12 protein-coding genes are annotated in these 18,510 nt (G+C 64.1%); 8 read left to right on the top strand and 4 right to left on the bottom strand.

What is annotated here, in order from left to right; all coding sequences use genetic code 11:
- Positions 1–25: 25 nt before the first annotated feature.
- The 3 genes from RCH06_RS04105 to glnE are packed head-to-tail and all read right to left on the bottom strand — an operon-like array spanning position 26 to position 5,256.
- On the bottom strand, positions 26–1,579 hold the full coding sequence (locus RCH06_RS04105; RefSeq protein ID WP_327080165.1) for an efflux transporter outer membrane subunit: 1,554 nt from the start codon (positions 1,577–1,579) through the stop codon (positions 26–28).
- Positions 1,576–2,313, bottom strand: coding sequence for a CerR family C-terminal domain-containing protein (locus tag RCH06_RS04100; protein WP_327080164.1), 738 nt, complete (start codon positions 2,311–2,313; stop codon positions 1,576–1,578). The genes RCH06_RS04105 and RCH06_RS04100 overlap by 4 nt, the downstream gene beginning before the upstream one ends.
- Before the next feature lie 48 nt (positions 2,314–2,361).
- Positions 2,362–5,256 (bottom strand): bifunctional [glutamate--ammonia ligase]-adenylyl-L-tyrosine phosphorylase/[glutamate--ammonia-ligase] adenylyltransferase, encoded by a 2,895-nt coding sequence (gene glnE / locus RCH06_RS04095; RefSeq protein WP_327080163.1) that lies wholly within the window; start codon positions 5,254–5,256, stop codon positions 2,362–2,364.
- Positions 5,257–5,328: 72 nt separating this feature from the next.
- On the opposite strand from glnE, the gene RCH06_RS04090 reads away from it, so the two are divergent.
- The 4 genes from RCH06_RS04090 to RCH06_RS04075 are packed head-to-tail and all read left to right on the top strand — an operon-like array spanning position 5,329 to position 13,078.
- Entirely contained in the window at positions 5,329–9,543 is a 4,215-nt protein-coding gene (locus RCH06_RS04090) for a YhdP family protein (protein WP_327080162.1), read from the top strand.
- Positions 9,540–10,346, top strand: coding sequence for a carbon-nitrogen hydrolase family protein (locus RCH06_RS04085; protein ID WP_327080161.1), 807 nt, complete (start codon positions 9,540–9,542; stop codon positions 10,344–10,346). Before RCH06_RS04090 ends, RCH06_RS04085 begins: the two co-directional genes overlap by 4 nt.
- 4 nt (positions 10,347–10,350) lie before the next feature.
- Positions 10,351–12,450: a sensor histidine kinase gene (locus tag RCH06_RS04080; RefSeq protein WP_327080160.1), complete on the top strand. Its 2,100-nt coding sequence runs from the start codon at positions 10,351–10,353 to the stop codon at positions 12,448–12,450.
- Position 12,451: 1 nt separating this feature from the next.
- Complete coding sequence (locus RCH06_RS04075; RefSeq protein WP_327080159.1) at positions 12,452–13,078, top strand: response regulator transcription factor; 627 nt, start codon at positions 12,452–12,454, stop codon at positions 13,076–13,078.
- Between the two features lie 10 nt (positions 13,079–13,088).
- On the opposite strand, the gene RCH06_RS04070 is transcribed toward RCH06_RS04075, so the two are convergent.
- Positions 13,089–13,235, bottom strand: a complete 147-nt coding sequence (locus RCH06_RS04070; RefSeq protein ID WP_327080158.1) for a hypothetical protein — start codon at positions 13,233–13,235, stop codon at positions 13,089–13,091.
- Here RCH06_RS04070 and mltA point away from each other — a divergent pair.
- From mltA to RCH06_RS04050, 4 genes are all read left to right on the top strand, one after another.
- Positions 13,183–14,424 carry a murein transglycosylase A gene (mltA, locus tag RCH06_RS04065; RefSeq protein ID WP_327080157.1) on the top strand — a complete coding sequence of 414 codons (1,242 nt, stop codon included), beginning with the start codon at positions 13,183–13,185 and terminating at the stop codon, positions 14,422–14,424. The two genes, RCH06_RS04070 and mltA, sit on opposite strands and share 53 nt — an antisense overlap.
- 18 nt (positions 14,425–14,442) lie before the next feature.
- Entirely contained in the window at positions 14,443–14,784 is a 342-nt protein-coding gene (locus RCH06_RS04060; protein WP_327080156.1) for a hypothetical protein, read from the top strand.
- Positions 14,785–14,912: 128 nt separating this feature from the next.
- Positions 14,913–16,886 carry a PhoX family protein gene (locus RCH06_RS04055; RefSeq protein WP_327080155.1) on the top strand — a complete coding sequence of 658 codons (1,974 nt, stop codon included), beginning with the start codon at positions 14,913–14,915 and terminating at the stop codon, positions 16,884–16,886.
- A gap of 267 nt (positions 16,887–17,153) precedes the next feature.
- Positions 17,154–18,281, top strand: a complete 1,128-nt coding sequence (locus RCH06_RS04050; RefSeq protein ID WP_327080154.1) for a Fic family protein — start codon at positions 17,154–17,156, stop codon at positions 18,279–18,281.
- Positions 18,282–18,510: the final 229 nt, after the last annotated feature.

The following is an 18,510-nucleotide window of genomic DNA, read 5'->3' as shown; positions in this document are numbered from 1 at the left end:
AGAAGAATCAGGACGATGAACGGGTTCAGCGCAGGGCGGGCAAGGCCGGCGGCTGGCTGGATTGGGCGGGCGGCACCAACTTGGCGGCAGTGGCATTTGGCGCGGCGTTGGCGTGCTGGCTGGTGTCCGCCAGCGCGGGCGTCCAGCCGCCGCCCATGGCGCGGTACAGCGCGACCCAGGCGGACAGGCGCTCGCGTTGCAGCGAGATTTGCGTGGTCTGCGCGGCCAGCTGGCTGCGGCGTGCGTCTTCGAGTTCGACCAGACTGGCCAAGCCGCTCTGAAAGCGCGCTTCGGTGCCGGTGAACGCGGCGCGGTAGCCGGCCACGGCGGTTTGCGCATCGCCTTCGCGCGCGGCAGTGCTTTGCAGGTTGACCAGCGCTTCTTCCACCTCGCGCACGGCTTGGCGCACTTTGGCGCGGTAAAGGGCGGCGGCTTCGTCGTAGCGCGCCTGCGCGGCCTGTACGTCGGCGGCGCGGCGTCCGCCGTCAAACAGCGGCACGCTGAGCGCCAGCGGGCCGATCGACCAGGTCGTCAGGTTGGCCGATGCGCCGCTGCTGCGAAAGTTCGACGCGCCAATCGAGCCGCCCAGACTCAGGCGCGGGTAGCGCTGGGCGTCGGCGCTGCCCACGTCGGCGCTGGCCGCCGCCACATCGCGCGCGGCGCTGAACACATCGGGCCGCTGCGCCAGTGCGTCCGCCGGTACGCTTGCTATTGAAAAAATAGCTGCTTGTGCCCGTGGAGATTGCGCCAGCGCCACTTTTTGCTTTATTTCAAGCTCTGGCAGGCCGCTCAGGGCGACCAGCGCCTTGATGTCGAGTTCGCATTGGGCGTTTTGCTGTGTCGCTCGGCCCCTGGCTTCGGCCGCACTGGCGCGGGCCAGCGCATCGGTGGCCGGTGCGGTGAAACCGGCGCGGGTGCTCAGGCCGGACAGGCGCGCGGTTTCCTGGCGCGACGTGGCGTCGGTGCGCGTGACCTGCGCCAGCTGGTTGCAGCTGCGCAGGCTGTAATACTGGTTGGCCACTTCCGCCGCCACCGACACCCGCGCATCGTGCCATTGCGCTTCGGCACCGGCCAGACGCTCGTCGGCGGCATTGCGGCTGGCGCGGTTAGCGCCGAACACGTCGATTTCCCAGCTGGCCTGCAAGCCGCCCTGCGTGGTGGTGACGATGGGCGCCGGATCAGACCCGACGCCGCTTTGCAGCGAACGGCCCCGATTGACGCTGGCCGACGCATCGAGCGACGGCCCCAACGCTGCGCCGGCCGCAACCTGCGTGGCGCGCGACTGCTCGATGCGCGAGCGCGCCGTTGCCACGGTCGGGCTGACGGCTTGTGCTGCGGCGATCAGTTCGACCAGCAACGGGTCGCCTTGTTGCTGCCACCACTGCGTCAGGTCGGTCAGCTTGCCGTGGTGCGGCTTTTCCGGCAGTCCGGCATCTGCTGCCGGGCTGACTTGCGGCGGCAAAGGCGCAGACCACTGCGCGGGCACCGGCGCTGACACCGTGCCGGGAACGTTGGCCGTGGCGCAAGCGCCCAGCCCCAGCGGCAGCAGGACGCAAAAAAGAAGGGTAGGGGTTTTCATGCGGCGCTCTGGCTGGCGTTGCTGTGGAGAGAAGGAGTGAGCAGGGAAGCCTGCGCGGGGTCGGTGCTGCGCTGCGCTGCTTCGATGTTGACCATGGCTTCGGCGTAGTTCACCATCTGCTCGCACCAGGCGTCGATGCCTTCGGTATCGAGCAGCCGGGGCCGGATGGCCTGCACGATGTCGCGCGTGATGAACAGCTGCACCGCCAGCCCGGTGATGCTGAAGGCCAGCCGGTGCAGGCCGTCATCGGCTTGCATCAAGGCCAAGTGGCGGCAGAGCAGGCCCACCAGCGCCGCATGCGCCGGTTTGATGCCGTTGTCAATTTCTTCGGCCCAGACGCCGGTCGGTTCGAGCATTTCCCGAAAATGCAGGCGAGTGCATTGCTGCACCAGTTCGCCTTGCTTCATCGGGGCCAAAAAACTGGCCATAAAGCCGTGCAGCGACTGGCGCAGGCTCAAGTCGGGTGGGTCCAGCGTCGCCAGGTGGTCTTGGGCGCAGCCCATCGGCTCGGTGAACGCCGCGCGGTACAGCCCGGCCTTGTCGCCGAAGTAGTAGCTGATGGCGGCCAGATTCGCGCCGGCGGCCAGCGCAATCTCGCGCGTCGAGGTCTTGGCAAAGCCTTTTTCGGCAAACAGCCGCAGCGCAGCATGCAGCAGCAGCTGTCGGGCTTCGACGCCGTCGGAGCGCTGCTTGCGCGGCTCGGCAGCGCTGGGTGGGAGGTCGCTTGAAATCATGCGCTGGATTACAGCACACAAGTTAATCAAACGATTGATTTAATTAAATCAATCGTTTGATTTGAAGCAGGCGGTCCACAGCGCCTGAATGGCGTCGCGTTCGGCCTGCAACGCGGGCGGCACGACTTGCGTGGGTTCTTCATTCAGCCGCGCCTTGTGCTGCACGCGCCGCAGTTCGCGGTAGGCGCTGGCGGCGTGCTGGCCTATGCCATCGGGCAGCAGGCCGGCGGTTTCGGCGCGCAGCAGCAGGGCGATGTTGCCGACGTTGGCGACCAGCTCCGGATGCTGCGCCGACTGCGACAGCACCAAATATTGCACGGCAAATTCGGCATCGACCATGCCGCCGGTGCTGTGTTTGACATCGAATTTTTCGCCCCGCACCGGATGCGCGCTGCGTATTTTTTCGCGCATGTCCATGATTTCGTGGCGCAGCCCCGCCGGGTCGCGCGGCGAGGTGATGACCGCCCGGCGCACCTCGTCAAAGCGCTCGCGCAAAGACATCTCGCCGAGTACAAAGCGGGCGCGCGTCATGGCCTGATGTTCCCAAGTCCAGGCGGTGTTGCTGCCGCGCCGCTGCTGGTAGTTGGCGTAGGCCGCAAACGGCGTGACCAGCAGGCCCGAGCTGCCGTTGGGGCGCAGCGCGGTGTCGATTTCGTACAGGTCGCCTTCGCCGGTCTTGACGGTCAGCCAGTTGATGAGCTTGCGCACAAAAGCGCCATACACTTCGGGCGCGCGCTCGTCGTCATCTTCATAGACAAACACGATGTCCAGGTCGCTGCCATAGCCGAGCTCTTTGCCGCCGAGCTTGCCGTAGGCAATGATGGCGAACTGGGGCGTGTCGCGGTGCCGGTTTTTCAGGTGCTGCCAACACCAGTCGGCGGTGATGTTGAGAATGGCTTCAGCCAGCGCGCTCAGGTCGTCGGCGACCTGCTCGACCGTCAGCACGGCCTCCACGTCGCGGGCCAGGGTGCGAAACACCTCGACATGGTGGGCGCGCCGCAGCAGGTTCAGGCAGGTTTCCTCGTCGTCTTCGCCGGTGCGCCGCAGCGCTGCGAGCCGCTGCTGCAGCTCCCTGGAAAAGGCGGCGTCGTCAAACCGCTCGTGCAGCAGCTCGTCGCTGGCCAGCTCGTCAATCACGCCGGGGTGCTGCAGCAGGTAGCGCGCCGGCCATCGGGCCGCGCCCAGCAGCCGGAGCAGCCGTTCATGCACCGCCGGGCGTTCGAGCAGCAGCGCCAGATAACTTTCGCGTCGCAGCAGCGGCTCGACCCAGTCAATCAGCCGCAGTGCCGCTTCTTCAGTCACGGTGCCTTCCAGCAGCCACTGGGCGGTGCGCTGCACCAGCCGGCTCAGGCGAACGCGCGAATCCTCTCGCAGCGCAAGAACGCGCGGATTCTGGCGCCACAAGGCCAGGCGGCTGCGAAACTGCGCCGGCCATTCGGTGGGCAGCTGGTCAAGCAGGTCGTCAAGCTGCGGAGGGGGGGCGTTGCCGGGTTTGCCGCAGCCCTTGCACTCCGGTTTGCCGCCGAGCAGGATGTCGAACTCGCCGGCGACCAGTTCGCGGTGGGCGTCCAGGTCATGCAAAAAGTTGCAGCACGACGCATAACCCATGGTGGCGGCAATCCACGCCAGGTCGTTGTCGTCGGTGGGCAGGACATGGGTCTGCTGGTCGTCCAGATACTGGATGCGGTGCTCGACGCGGCGCAAAAAATCGTAGGCCCGCGCCATGGCGTCGGCGGTGTCTTGCGGCATCAGGCCGGCATGGGCCAGGCGCTGCAGCGCGTCCAGCGTGGGCCGGGTGCGCAGTTCGGGAAACTGGCCGCCGCGCACCACCTGCAGCACCTGCACGGTAAATTCAATTTCGCGAATGCCGCCGCGCGACATCTTCACATCGTTGGCGCGCTCGGGGTGGCCGGCGCAGCGCTTGGCTGCATGTTCGCGGATTTGCCGGTGCAGCACGCGCAGCGCATCAAACACGTTGTAGTCCAGGTAGCGCCGAAAGACAAACGGCAGCACCGAGCCGCGCAAGGCCTGCGCCGAGCCGTTCTGGATGCATTCCAGCGGCGCCACGACCCGGCTCTTGAGCCAGGCAAAACGCTCCCATTCGCGACCTTGCGCCTGAAAATATTCTTCCAGCGCATTCAGCGAGGTGGCCGCCGGGCCTGAATTGCCGTTGGGCCGCAGCGCCAGATCGACACGAAACACAAAGCCGTGCTCGGTGGCGTCGCCGATCAGGCCGAACACCGCCCGCACCTGACGGGCGAAATATTCGTGGTTTGAAATCTGGCCCCGGCCATCGGGCCGGCCTGCGGTTTCGCCGTCGTGGTCATAGACATAAATCAGGTCGATGTCGCTGGACACATTGAGTTCACGCGCGCCCAGCTTGCCCATGCCGACCACCCACATGTGGGCGAGTTCGCCGCCTTCGGCCTGCGGCGCGCCATGCTGCGCATCCAGCGCCTCGCGGGAGTGGCGCATGGCTACATCGAGTGCCAGTTCGGCCAGCTCGGTCATGGCGCGGGTCACGACGTGCAGTGAAGCGCCAGATATAGAAACCCCTGCGACGGCGGGAGATTCCACCCCAGCAGGGGCCACGGAACCGGCTTCGCCGGGCCGTAGGCGCAGCACCCCCTCGGGGGGCAGCGAAGCACACGCAGTGGCGAGCGTGGGGGTCACATCCAGGAGCGTGGGGGTCACATCCAGCACCACCAGCCGCTCCAGCACCAGCTGGCGCAGCACGCGCAGCGCAGCGCCGGTTTCCAGGCCGCTGGCCAGCAGCGCATCGAGCGTGGTCTGCATCGTGGCGCGCACCGGCTCGCCGGCGGGCAGCAGGGGCATTTGCCCGGCATAGCGGCGGCGAATACGCTGGACATAGCGGGAATAGGCCGAGAGGGCCAACCCCGCAGCAAAGGGGGTTTCATCGCAGGCAGTTGAGGGGAGGGTCATCACACTACTTCACAAACTTCGTGGTTCTGCGCCAGTCGGCTGTTGCCGTCGGCGGTCATAATTCCCAAGTCAATGGAGCCTACCCCTACCCGTCCGTCCGCTTTGCCTGTCCTGCCGTCGCGTCGTCTTCGATGGGTTGCCCGGACTGTGCGCGGCCTGTTGTGGCTGGTCGCATCGGCCTGGCTGGTCTTTGGACTGAGCTGGTGGGTGCTCCACGGCTGGATTGTGCCGCGAATTGCCGAGTTTCGTCCGTATCTGGAGCAGCAAGCCAGCAAGGCGTTAGGGGTACCGGTTCGCATCGGCCAGATCACCGGCCGTTCGCTGGGGGCGATGCCCTCGTTCGAGCTGCATGACGTCACGTTGCTCGACAGCCAGGGGCGCGAAGCCGTACGCCTGCCGCGCGTGGTGGGCGCGCTGTCGCCCGCTTCGCTGTGGGGACTGGGCTTTGAGCAACTGGTGATCGAGCGGCCCGAGCTCGATATCCGGCGCGCCGCCGACGGAAAAATATTTGTCGGCGGGCTCGAAGTGTCCAAAGACAGCACGACCGGCCACAGCGCCGTGGCGGACTGGTTTTTCTCGCAGATGGAATTTGTCGTGCGTGATGGCACCGTGCGCTGGACTGACGAGATGCGCCAGGCGCCGCCGCTGGCCTTGAGCCAGGTCGATGCCGTCGTGCGAAATGGCCGGCACCGCCACCGGATGCGGCTGGATGCGACGCCGCCGCCGGAATGGGGAGATCGCTTCAGTCTCAGGGGAATTTTCAGGCAGCCGCTGCTGACCGGGCGCACCGGCGATGTCATGACCTGGACCGGGCAGGTGTACGGAGATTTTTCGCGTGTTGATGTGGCCCGTTTCCAGCACTATGCGCGCCTGGCTTCGCTGGACGTGGCACTGAACCGGGGCCAGGGCGCGCTGCGCGCCTGGCTTGACGTCAGCAAGGGAAAAATCACCCATGCACTGGCCGATGTGGCGCTGCGGGACGTAGACGTGAGGCTGGGCGCAAAGCTGGAGCCGCTGGGGTTTGAATCCCTGGCCGGGCGTGTTGGGGCCAGCCAGCATGCGCAGGGATTTGATTTCAGCACCGAAGGCCTGCAGTTTCGTGCCCGCGATGGCCTGCAGTGGCCGGGCGGCAACCTGGCGCTGGTTTACACCCACCAGACACGCAGCGCAAGCGAAACCACCACGCTCAAGGCCGACCGGCTGGACTTGGCGACGCTGACCCGAATTGCCAGCCGCCTGCCGCTGGACAGCGGGATGCAGGCAATGCTGGCTTCTTTTGCGCCCCAGGGGCTGGTGGAAGCGCTCGATGCCCGGTGGCAGGGGCCGCTGGACGCACCTACCGGCTATACGGCCAAAGGCCGGGTGGCGGGCCTGCGTGTTGCAGCGTTGCCCGCGCCCGTTCCTGCGCCAGGCGGGCGCGCTGCGGCTGCCGTGGAGGCTGTTCCGGGCCGTCCGGGTGTGAGCGGCGCCACGGTGGACTTCAACCTCACGCAGGAAGGCGGCCAGGCCAGCGTGAAAATCGCCAAGGGTGCGCTGGACTTGCCGGGTATTTTTGAAGACGCCAAACTGCAGCTCGACCAGTTTTCCACCGAAGCGAAATGGAAGGTGGCAGGCCAGAAAATCGAGGTGCAGCTGCGCGATGTGAAGTTTGCCAACGCCGACGCCCAGGGGCAGGCGCAGGTGCGCTGGCAGACCGATGACCGCGTCAGTGGTGCGCCCGCTGCCGGCAGTTCTTCAGACCGCCGTTTCCCCGGAATTCTTGATTTGCAAGGCAGCCTGAGCCGGGGCGATGGCAGCCGGGTGCATCGCTATTTGCCGCTGGTGCTGGGGGCTGACGTGCGCCACTATGTGCGCGATGCCGTGGTGAAGGGCCAGGTCAGCGACGTGAAGTTCAATGTCAAGGGCGCGGTCGAGGACTTGCCTTTCACCAGCGCAGCGCAGGGGGACTTCCAGGTGTCGGCCAAAGTGCGCAACGGCCAATTTGTCTATGTTCCCAAGTCGCTGCAGCCGCCGGGCGCAGCCCCCTGGCCGGCGCTGACGGAACTCAATGGAGAACTGGTTTTTGACCGCGCCTCGCTGGAGGTGAAGGGTGCGAGCGGCAAGGTTGCCGGCCTGCCGGGGCTGCATCTCATCAAGGGCGACGCCCGCATTGCCGACCTGATGCACAACGCGACCGTGGAAGTGACGACCGACATCAAGGGGCCGCTGTCTGAAGCGCTTGGTTTTGTCAACACCTCACCGCTCAGCGATATGACGGAGAAAGTGCTGGCGCAGGCCACGGCGAGCGGCATGGCCGACTACCGTTTTCGCCTGCGCCTTCCTATCGATGACATCGACAAATCGACGGTTGAAGGCACGGTAACGCTGCCCGGCAATGATGTGAAGTTTGCTGCGCAAGCGCCACTGATGGCCCGGCTCAAAGGCGCGGTGAACATCACGGAAAAAGGGTTTTCCGTGGCCGGCGCGCAGGCCAGCCTGCTGGGCGGCGACATTCGCATTGACGGCGGCACGCGCCCTGCGGCGGCTGCGCCGGGCAGCAAGACCAGCGTAGCCTTCAAGGCGCAAGGCAGCCTGACGGCAGAAGGACTGCGCCAGGCCAGAGAGCTCGGGCTGGTGTCGCGCCTGGCAGCGCATGCCAGCGGCAGTGCGGCGTACACGGCTTCGGTTCTTTTCCGGCGCGGCGTGCCCGAAGTGCTGGTCTCCAGCAGCCTGCAGGGCATGGCGCTGAGCTTGCCCGCGCCTCTGGCCAAGAGTGCTGAAGCCGCGTTGCCCGTCCGCTTTGAGAGTGCCCTGGTGCCGGGCACGCTGGAGGCCGGGCAAACGCTGCAAGACCAGTTGTCGCTGAGCATCGGGCGCATCGCGGTGGTCAACTATGTGCGCGATGTCAGCGGCCCAGAACCGCGCGTGATCCGGGGCGGCATTGGCGTCGGGCTGGAGGCCGGAGAGTCGGTTCCTTCGCCAGAGAAGGGCGTGGGTGCCAATATCAATCTGGCGCGGGTAGACCTCGATGCCTGGGAAAAAATGCTGGACGATACAACCGGCGGCGGTATCTCAAAGGCCGGTGCTGCGACGCCTTCTGCAGCCAGTTCGGGCGCATCGGCGGCGGCCATGAGTTACCTGCCCACGCTGATGGCGATACGCGCCAAGGAACTCAAGCTGCAGGGGCGCAACCTGAACAACGTGGTGGTGGGCGCCAGCCGCGACGGCCTGAACTGGCGCGCCAATATCGACGCCGCCGAGCTGGACGGTTATCTGGAGTTTCGCCAGCCCGGCGCGCAGGGCGCTGGCCGCCTGTATGCCCGGCTTTCCCGCCTGAGTCTGGCCGCCAGCGAAGCCAGCGAGGTCGAGGCGATTCTGGATGAGCAGCCGGCCAGCATTCCGGCGCTCGACATCGTGGTTGAAAACATGGCGCTGCGCGGCAAGCAGCTGGGCCGGGTTGAAATTGACGCCGTCAATCGCAACGCCTCGGCAGCCGAAGGCGGTGTGCGTGAATGGCGGCTGAACAAGTTCAACATCATCTTGCCGGAAGCCGTGCTGACCGCCAGCGGCAACTGGACCGCCATCGTTCCGGCCGGGCCGCGTGCAGCCGCGCCGCCGGGCGAACGCCGCCGCTCTGCGATGGACTTCAGGCTCGACATTGCCGACTCGGGCGAGTTGCTCAAGCGCTTTGGCATGGACGGCGTGATCCGGCGCGGCAAAGGCCGGCTTGAAGGCCAGGTGGCTTGGGTCGGCTCGCCCCTGAGCCTGGACTATCCGAGCCTGAGCGGGCAGGTCAATGTGAACGTCGAATCCGGTCAGTTCATGAAGGCCGACCCGGGCATTGCCAAGCTGCTGGGTGTGCTCAGCCTGCAATCCCTGCCGCGCCGGCTGACGCTCGATTTCCGTGACGTTTTTTCGCAGGGCTTTGCCTTTGACTTCGTTCGCGGCGATGTGGGCATTCAGCAGGGCGTGGCAAAAACCAATAATTTGCAGATGAGCGGCGTCAATGCGGCCGTGCTGATGGACGGCAGCGCCAATGTTGAAGAAGAAACGCAAGACCTCAGGGTCGTGGTGGTGCCTGACATCAACGCCGGAACGGCTTCGCTGATTGCGACCGCCATCAACCCGGTCGTCGGTTTGGGAACCTTTTTGGCGCAGATGTTCCTGCGCCGCCCGCTGATGGAAGCGGCCACCCAGGAATTCCACATTGACGGCACTTGGTCAGACCCCAAAATTACCAAAATTGATCGCAAGGCCAGGGCGCAGAGCTTGGTGCGCGAACTCACTCCGGAGACAAAACAGCCATGAAAACAGCCGCTATCCAGATGGTTTCAGGAACCAGTGTGCAGGCCAACCTGGCCGCCGCCCGCGCGCTGCTGCAGCAGGCCGCCGACCAGGACGCTGAACTGGCCGTGCTGCCGGAGTATTTTTGCGTCATGGGCATGCAGGACACCGACAAGCTGTCGGTTCAGGAAAAAGCCGGTAGCGGGCTGATCCAGGACTTTTTGAGCCAGTCGGCCCGTGAACTGAGGCTGTGGATTGTCGGCGGCACGCTGCCAACCGCCACCAGCGACGCGAATCGGGCCTGCAACAGCTCGCTGGCGTACGCGCCTTCGGGTGCCTGCGTCGCGCACTACGACAAGATTCATCTGTTCCGGTTTGCACAAGGACTGGAAGACTATGACGAAACTCGGGTGCTTGATGCCGGCACGCAGCCGGTGCGGTTTGAGCTGCCTTCACGCGACGGCCAGATCTATACCGTCGGCATGAGTGTCTGCTATGACCTGCGGTTTCCCGAGTTGTACCGCGCCCTGAAAGCCGACCTGTTGCTGGTGCCCAGCGCCTTTACCTACACCACCGGCCAGGCCCACTGGGAATTGCTGCTGCGCGCCCGCGCCATCGAAAACCTGGCCTATGTGGTGGCGGCCGCGCAGGGCGGCACGCATGAAAACGGCCGACGCACCTGGGGCCACAGCATGGTGGTCGGGCCTTGGGGCGAGATTCTGGCGCAGCAGGCCGAGGGCGCAGGCGTGGTCATGGGTGACGTGCTGTGCAGCCGGCTGAAAGAGGTTCGCCTGCGCCTGCCGGCCTTGAGCCACAGGGTGTTGTGAGCGCATGACGCTGAAGTCCCCCCGGCTTGCCGGCTGGGCCAGCCAGCGCACTTCCTTGTGGCTGCTGCTGCTGGTGCTGGTGCTGGCGCTGCTGGGCTTGCTGATCTGGCTGGCCGGGCGTTATGAGGCGAGCCTGGTGCAAAGCCGGCTTGACCACAATGTGGCTGAGGCGGTCGTCGACATCCGCTCTGGCCTGAACCGCGATATCCAGGAGCTGCAAGCTTTCAAGGCGCCGTACGCCCACGAACCCGGCATGGCCAGCTGGACTTTGTCAGCCGGCCGCATGCTGCACGAAAGCCGTGAAATCCTGCGGCTTGAATGGCGCAATCAAACGCTGGATGTGCTCGGTGTGGTCGAAACCTCTTTTCGGTCTCCGGTGTTCGAGCGGCTCAAGCGCAACAGCCTGCAGGCCGATGTCAACCTGACCTGCAACACTGCCCGCCGCATGAGCGGCGCGGCGTATTCGGCCAGCTACTTTTTGCCGCAAGCCGATGGGCTGGGGCTGGAGGTGCTGGATATGTGCCTGCCGGTGGTGGCCGGAAGCTTGAGCGGGTACACCGTGGCCACTTATTCGTTGCAAAGCATCCTCGGCGAGCTGGTGGGCCAAACCTTTTCACGCGGCGTCGCCCTGTCGTTCACCGAGGCCGACGGCACGCGCCTGGCATTGCAGGGCACGCCTTTGCGCGGCAGCCGGATTTTTGTGGCCCAGCATCTGCTTGATTTGCCCGGAACCACGCTGGTCGTCCGAATGGAAAGCCGGCTCGGCACCCCGGCCCTTTTCCCTAACGTATTGACGGCGCTGGTGGCTGCCATGTCGCTGGCTTTGCTGGTCGTGCTGTTCCTGCTGGGTCGCGACATGCGCAGGCGGCTACAGGCCGAGCATGATCTGGGCGAGGCGCTGGCCTTTCGCAAAGCCATGGAAAACTCCCTGCTGACCGGCTTGCGCGCGCGCGACCTGCACGGGCGCATCACTTACGTCAATCCGGCTTTTTGCAAAATGGTCGGCGTGGACTCGCAGGACTTGCTCAACCAGAGCATGCCTTCGCCGTATTGGCCGCCGGAGCTTGCCGGCGTTTACCAGAGCCGCCAGGAAATACGGCTGGCGGGCAATCACCTGCCGCGCGAGGGCCATGAATCGGTGTTCATGCGAAAAGACGGCACGCGGTTTCCGGTGCTGATCATGGAAGCGCCGCTGATCAACGCGGTGGGCAAGCACACCGGCTGGATGAGCGCCATTCTCGATGTCAGCGAGCAGCGCCGCACCGAAGAAGTCTCGCGTGCCAGCCAGGATCGTTTGCAGGCCAGCGCCCGGCTGGCGATGGTCGGCGAAATGGCGTCATTGCTCAGCCACGAGCTGAACCAGCCGCTGGCGGCGATTTCAAGCTACGCCACCGGCTCGCTCAATTTGTTGCAGGACGCAGCCGGTCACGCACCGGCAGCATCTCCTTTGCTGGACGATCTGCAGCTTGCCCTGCGCCGCATTGCAGAGCAGGCCGAACGTGCCGGCAAGGTCATCAAGAGCGTGCATGACTTTGTGCGCCGCAGCGAAAGGGTACGCGAAGTGGTGCAGCCGCGCGCGCTGCTCGACGCCATCATGCCGCTGGTGATTTTGCAGGCGCGCAAACTCGGTGTGCGGGTGGACACGCGGGTCGGTGACGCCTGCCTGGCCGTCCTGTGCGACCGCACGATGGTTGAGCAAGTGCTGCTGAACCTGGCGCGCAACGGCATGCAGGCCATGCAAGGCGTCGATGGCACGTCGCCCTTGACAGCCGCATCGGGACAAGCGCTTGAAAAAGTGCTGACATTGCGCATTCGCCCGGCGGCGTCCAATGCGCAAAGCCAATGGGTTGAGTTTGCCGTGATCGACCACGGGGAAGGCATTTCAGAAAAAGTCGCCCAGCAGCTTTTCACGCCCTTCTTCACCACCAAGCCCGAGGGCATGGGGCTGGGGCTGAGCCTGTGCCGCACCGTCATCGAGCAGCATGGTGGTTTTCTCGGCTATGAAAGCGTCCAGCCGCAAGGTACGATTTTCAGTTTCACCCTGCCCGTTGCAGCCGCCGGCCAAGCCGGGGCGGCAACGCAAGGCGCTTTTGAGGAAAGCTGATATGGAACCGATTCATAACGCCATGGTCTACATCGTCGATGACGACAGCAGTGTGCGCGACGCACTGGCCTGGCTGTTGCGCTCGCGGCGTCTGCTCAGCGAAACCTTTGCCAGTGCCGAGGCGTTTGATGCCCGCGTGTCGCAGCGCTTTGAAGTCCAGTCGCCTTCCTGTGTGCTGCTTGATGTGCGCATGGGTGCTTTGAGCGGGCTGGCGATGTTTGAAAAGCTGATTGACTACGGCCTGCTGCCGACCCTGCCGGTCATCTTTTTGACCGGCCATGCCGATGTGCCAACTGCCGTTGGCTCCGTCAAGCGCGGCGCTTTTGATTTTTTTGAGAAACCTTTTTCGGACAATGCCCTGGTCGACCGGATCGAGCAGGCGATTGCACAATCTGCTGCTGCGCTGGCCGAACACAGCCAGACCAACGGCTTGCGAACGCAGCTTGATGGCCTGACCGAGCGCGAGCGCGATGTGATGCGGCTGGTGGTCGGCGGCTTGCCCAATAAACTCGTCGCCGACCAGCTCGACATCAGCGTGCGCACGGTGGAAGTTCATCGTGCGCGGGTTTTTGAGAAAATGGGCGTCAAGTCGGCGGTTGAGCTGGCTAATTTGCTACGAAAATTGTAGCGAATGGCGGTTACTTTTTTTCTTCTTCCGTATCCGGCGCCTGGTGTGCCGATCCGTCCTTGAGCTCGCCTTTTTTACGACCCGAAAACATCGTCCACCACACAATGAATACCAGCAGCAGCAGCGCGCCCAGCGCTTCGAGTAAAAGCAAGACCATGGTATTTTCCTGGAAAACCGTTGAAAGCCTGACGCAGCCCCTGCTGTCCTGGCGCAAAGCTTCAATTATCGTCATTGCCACCTGGCTGGCCGCCTGCGTCAGCACGCCCATGCCGCCCGCCACCCCTGCCGTCGGCACGTCGCCTTTCGCAGGCGTGCGCCCTGGCGACACGGATCCGTTGCCGCCGCCCCGGTTGCACGGCAAAAGCCGCTGGGTGGCTGTGCGTTGGGCCGAGTTGCCGGGTTTTGAAGAAGACACGCTGTTTGAAGCCTGGAACGCCTGGATCAAGAGCTGCGAGCGGCCCGGCCCGGTGTTTGCTCCCCTGTGCAGTGAAGTACGTCGCTTCAGCATTGCTTCGCCAGAGGAGCAGCGCGCCTGGATGTTCGCCCGGCTGCAGCCCTACCGCGTCGAATCCCTGCAAGGCAGCCCGGAAGGACTGCTGACCAGCTACTACGAGCCGGTGCTCAATGCCAGCCGTCAGCCCGGCAACGGATACAGCGTTCCCTTGTACCGCGTACCCGCCACGCTGGGCAGCCGCAGACCGTGGTTTTCGCGCCAGGAAATCGACACCCTGCCCGAGGCGCGCGCTGCGCTCAATGGCCGCGAAATTGCCTGGGCCAGCGACCCGGTGGAGGTGATGTCGCTGCACATCCAGGGCTCGGGCCGGCTCAGCATCATTGAGCGCGACGGCAGCCAGCGTGTGGTTCGCGTGGCGTATGCCGGCTCCAACGAGCAGCCTTTTCGCAGCATTACCCAGTGGTTGTTCAATCAGGGTGAAGGCAAGATGGTCGCGCCCTGGGTCGATTCGACCAAGGCCTGGGCGCTGAAAAATTCACCGCAGCGCGTGCAGCAAATGCTCTGGAGCAACCCGCGCTACACGTTTTTCCAGGAGCAGCCGCTGAGTGATTTCGAGGCCGCTTTTGGCCCCAAGGGCGCGCAAGGCGTGCCGCTGACGCCGGGCCGCTCGATTGCCGTCGATCCGGGCAGCATTCCCTACGGCACGCCGGTCTGGCTGGCCTCGCGCGGCGGTGCGGCCAACCTGCAAAAGCTGGTGCTGGCGCAAGACACCGGCAGCGCCATCGTCGGCGCGGTGCGGGCCGATTATTTTGCCGGCACCGGCGTTGATGCGGGCCTGCTGGCATCGCGCATCAGCCAGCCTTTGCGACTCTGGGCGCTGTGGCCCAAATAAACCCTGAAAGACATGCCCATGAACCCTCACGCACGCCAACAAATAACCGCCCTGATCGCCGTGGCAGGCGCACTGGCGCTGACGGGCTGCGCCGGCATGAACAGCGGCGCGGTGCCCGACATGCAGGCTTACCGCTGTGACCAGGGCCTAAATTTCAGCGTCAGTTTTGTCAACGACACCGCTGTGCTGAAAGGCGCGCGCGGTGACGATGTGCTGCTGCGCGACGCCGGTGGCCAGGGTGCGCAGACGGTCTACAGCAACCCGCGCCTGCGCGCCGAATTCGGCATGGGCGCGGGCGGGCGCGGGGCGGCGCTGCAGTATCTGAAGCCGCCCTTGAGCGCGCGCTGCCAGCGCAACTGACTGCGCGCCGGACACGCCGCAGTGTCATCAAGTTGAAACATGGGCAGGCCACAGTACGCGGGTAATTAATCCCGCTGACGCCGGCCTTCTTCGCCGCGCGCAGCTTATTTGCCCGGAGCGAAATCCCCATGAAACCTGTTGCTACCCTGTCCCGCCGCCGTGCCCTGCAATTTTTTGCAGGCGCGCCGATGCTGCCGCTGTCATCCACCTTTGCCGGAAGCCTTCTGCTGGCCGGCTGTGGCGGTGGCGATGATGTGATTACCCCGCCGGTGGTCACGCCAGCGGCCAGCTACAGCGGCGTCAGTTTTTCTTCCATGCCTGCGCCTACGCTGGCGAATCCGGCCGCAATGGCCACGACCAGCGTCGGCTCTGTGATGACGGTCAACTACAGCGACAGCAGCACGGTCGATTTCAAGCTGGCTTACCAGCCTTTCTTTGTCACCGGCGACATGGTGTCCGACGGCAAAGGCGGTCAGGTGCTGGCCGGCGGCTACTTTGACATCGACAACAACAAGATCATCGACAAGACCGTGGCCGGCAAAGAGCGCCAGTACTTCTCCGACTCGCCGGACGGTACGTCGCTCTTGAGCGTGCCCGGTGCCAAAGTCGACGGCGTCAAGGGCAACCCCGTTTTTGCGGTGGTGCAGTTTGAATACACCAGTTGTGCGCAGGACGGAAAAACCGATATGTACGGCAAGCTGCCATCGCCCATCGCCGTGCTCACGCTTGACCAGGATGTCAAAACCGGCAAGCTGTCGCTGGTCAAATACCACAACGTGGACACCTCCAAAGTGCATGGCCTGTGGATCACCTGCGGCGCCAGCCTGTCGCCGTGGGGCACGCACCTGTCCAGCGAAGAATACGAGCCCGACGCTTTTGCCATTGCCGGCAGCGCCCAGTTCAAGGCCTACAGCCAGAACCTCTATGGCGATGAAACCAAAGCCAACCCGTACCACTACGGCCATATGCCCGAAGTCACCGTGAATCCCGACGGCACTGCGGCCATCAAAAAGCATTTCTGCCTGGGCCGCATCTCGCACGAACTGGTGCAGGTCATGCCCGACAACCGTACCGTGTTCATGGGCGACGACGCCACCAACAGCGGCTACTTCGTGTTCGTCGCTGACAACGAAAAAGACCTGTCCTCAGGCACGCTGTACGTTGCCAAAGTGGGCGCGGGATTTTCCATCGTTCCCGGCGATGCGCCTGCTGCGCTGACCTGGATCAAGCTCGGCTCGGCCACCAGCGCCGAGATCGAAAACCTGGCCACCACGCTGAAACCCACTGACATCATGACGGTGTCCAAGACCGATTTAGGCGCTGGCTACACCAAGATCGTGGCCAATGGCAAGACCGAGTGGATCAAGCTCAATTCGGGCATGGAAAAAGCCGCCGCCTTCCTGGAAACCCACCGCTATGCCGCCTACAAAGGCGCGAGTCTTGGCTTTACCAAAATGGAAGGCACGACGGTCAACATCAAGGACAAGATCGCCTACTCCGCGCTGCAAAATATCCAGGCCTCCATGGTGGCCGGCGACAAAGCCAACGTACCGGGCAACGGTGTTTCGGTGCCCAAGGCGCTGGTGGCCGGCGCTGTCATGGCGCTCAATCTCAAGGGCGGCCAAAAGGACGACAAGGGCACGGCCATCAACAGCGAATGGATGCCCGTGGACACGAAGGCTCTGCTGGCTGGCGAAGACATCATGGCCGACGCGCTGGGCAACACCGCCAACCCCAACAAAATCGCCAACCCCGACAACCTGAAATTCTCGGAAAAAATGCGCACGCTGTTCATCGGCGAAGACAGCAGCCAGCACGTCAACAACTTCCTGTGGGCCTACAACATCGACACCAAGGCGCTGTCGCGCATCATGTCGATTCCGGCCGGCGGCGAATCGACCGGCCTGCACGCGGTGGACGAGCTGAACGGCTGGACCTACATCATGAGCAACTTCCAGCACGCCGGCGACTGGGGCGGTATTCACAGTGTTGTCAAAACCACGCTCGATCCGCTGATCAACGCCAACTACAAGGACAAGTTTGGTGCTGCCGTGGGCTACCTGACTGGCGAGCCGACGCAGATGAAGCTGAACAAAGCGTGATGACTTGAACGGCTGGCGCTGAAACCAAATAACAGCGCCATTTCTGGCCCAGCCAGTTGCCTGGCCCCTTTTGGAGGCCGGGCTTTTTCATTTTAATGCTACTTTATTAATAGCTGCCAGCGCCCGTCCAGAATGCGCAAGCGCCACTATTTGCTTGAAATCGTAGCTGCGGGCGGCATCAAATGCACCGACGGCAGCGCGCCGCTGGTGCAGTGAGTTAAAAAATTCACCGCAAATAAAGCGGTGAATGAACTACATAATCACCGCATGTTCTCTGACAAACCCGAACGCCGCCGCACCTACCTCTGGCAGCGCCCCGACTGGCCGCAGTGGCGGTTTGACGCGGCTGCGTTGGCCGCGCCACTGGCGCAAGTCCACCGTGCGCAGGGGCATTTGGCGGGCCGCATGGCCGGGCTGGGGCTGGCAGAACGCGACCAGGCCACATTGCAAACGCTGACGCAAGAAGTCATTACCACCAGCGCCATCGAAGGCGAGACGCTCAATCTGGAGGCCGTGCGATCTTCCGTCGCCCGCAGGCTGGGGGTGGATATTGGCGCTTTGGCTCCGGCAGACCGCAACATTGACGGCGTGGTCGACATGGTGCTCAACGCGACCCAACACCACGCCCAGCCTCTCACCGCCGAGCGCCTGTTTGGCTGGCACGCGGCGCTGTTCCCCACCGGTTACAGCGGCCACGTGCGTATTCAAATCGGCGCATGGCGTAACGACGCTGCCGGCCCCATGCAAGTCGTGTCCGGGCCGGTCGGGCGAGAAAAAGTGCACTTCGAAGCGCCACCCGCCACGGCATTGCCGCTGGAAGTTGCCGCCTTCCTGCAATGGTTTAACGCCGCCCCGGCGGGCGATGCCCTGATCCACGCGGCGCTGGCCCACCTGTGGCTCGTCACCCTGCACCCGTTCGACGACGGCAACGGTCGCATCAGCCGCGCCGTGGGCGACATGGCTTTGGCCCGCGCCGAAGGCACCGCCCAGAGGTTTTACAGCCTGAGCGCCCAGATACAGCGTGAGCGCAAAGACTATTACAACCAGCTGGAAGCCACCCAGCGCGGCACGCTGGACGTCACGCCGTGGCTGGGCTGGTTTCTGGGCTGCCTGCTGCGCGCCGTGCAAGGCGCCGATGGCATGCTGGCGGGCGTACTGGATAAAGCCCGGTTCTGGCATCGCTGGGCGGGCACGCCCATGAACTTGCGGCAAACGCTGGTGCTGAACCGCGTGCTGGACGGCATGGAAGGCAAGCTGACGAATGCCCGGTGGGCGGCCATCGGCAAATGCTCGGCGGATACGGCGCTGCGGGACATCAACGATTTGCTGGCGCGCGGCGTGCTGCGCAAGCTGGAGGGCGGGGGGCGCAGTACGGGGTATTTGTTGATTAAATAGGGCCGATTTCCTTGTGAATTATGCGTAAGAAGCTATCAATAGAAGAGCAGATTCATGCGCCAAGCGACTTGCAAATACGTAAACCATAGATTACATTTTAAGCATGCTCCAAATCCTCCGCACAGCCGATTTCGGTAACCGTCCGACGAACACCATTCTTGCGCCGGGTTGATGAGCCGGGCAGTATCCGGGGAGTTGCCCACCACGATGGTGTGCACTTAACCCGGAC

Origin of the sequence: Polaromonas sp. CG_9.5, from assembly GCF_035984465.1 — a bacterium.
Lineage (GTDB): Bacteria > Pseudomonadota > Gammaproteobacteria > Burkholderiales > Burkholderiaceae_C > Polaromonas.
The sequence above is the reverse complement of the archived record's forward strand: the minus strand, read 5'-3'. Positions and strand labels throughout refer to the sequence as shown.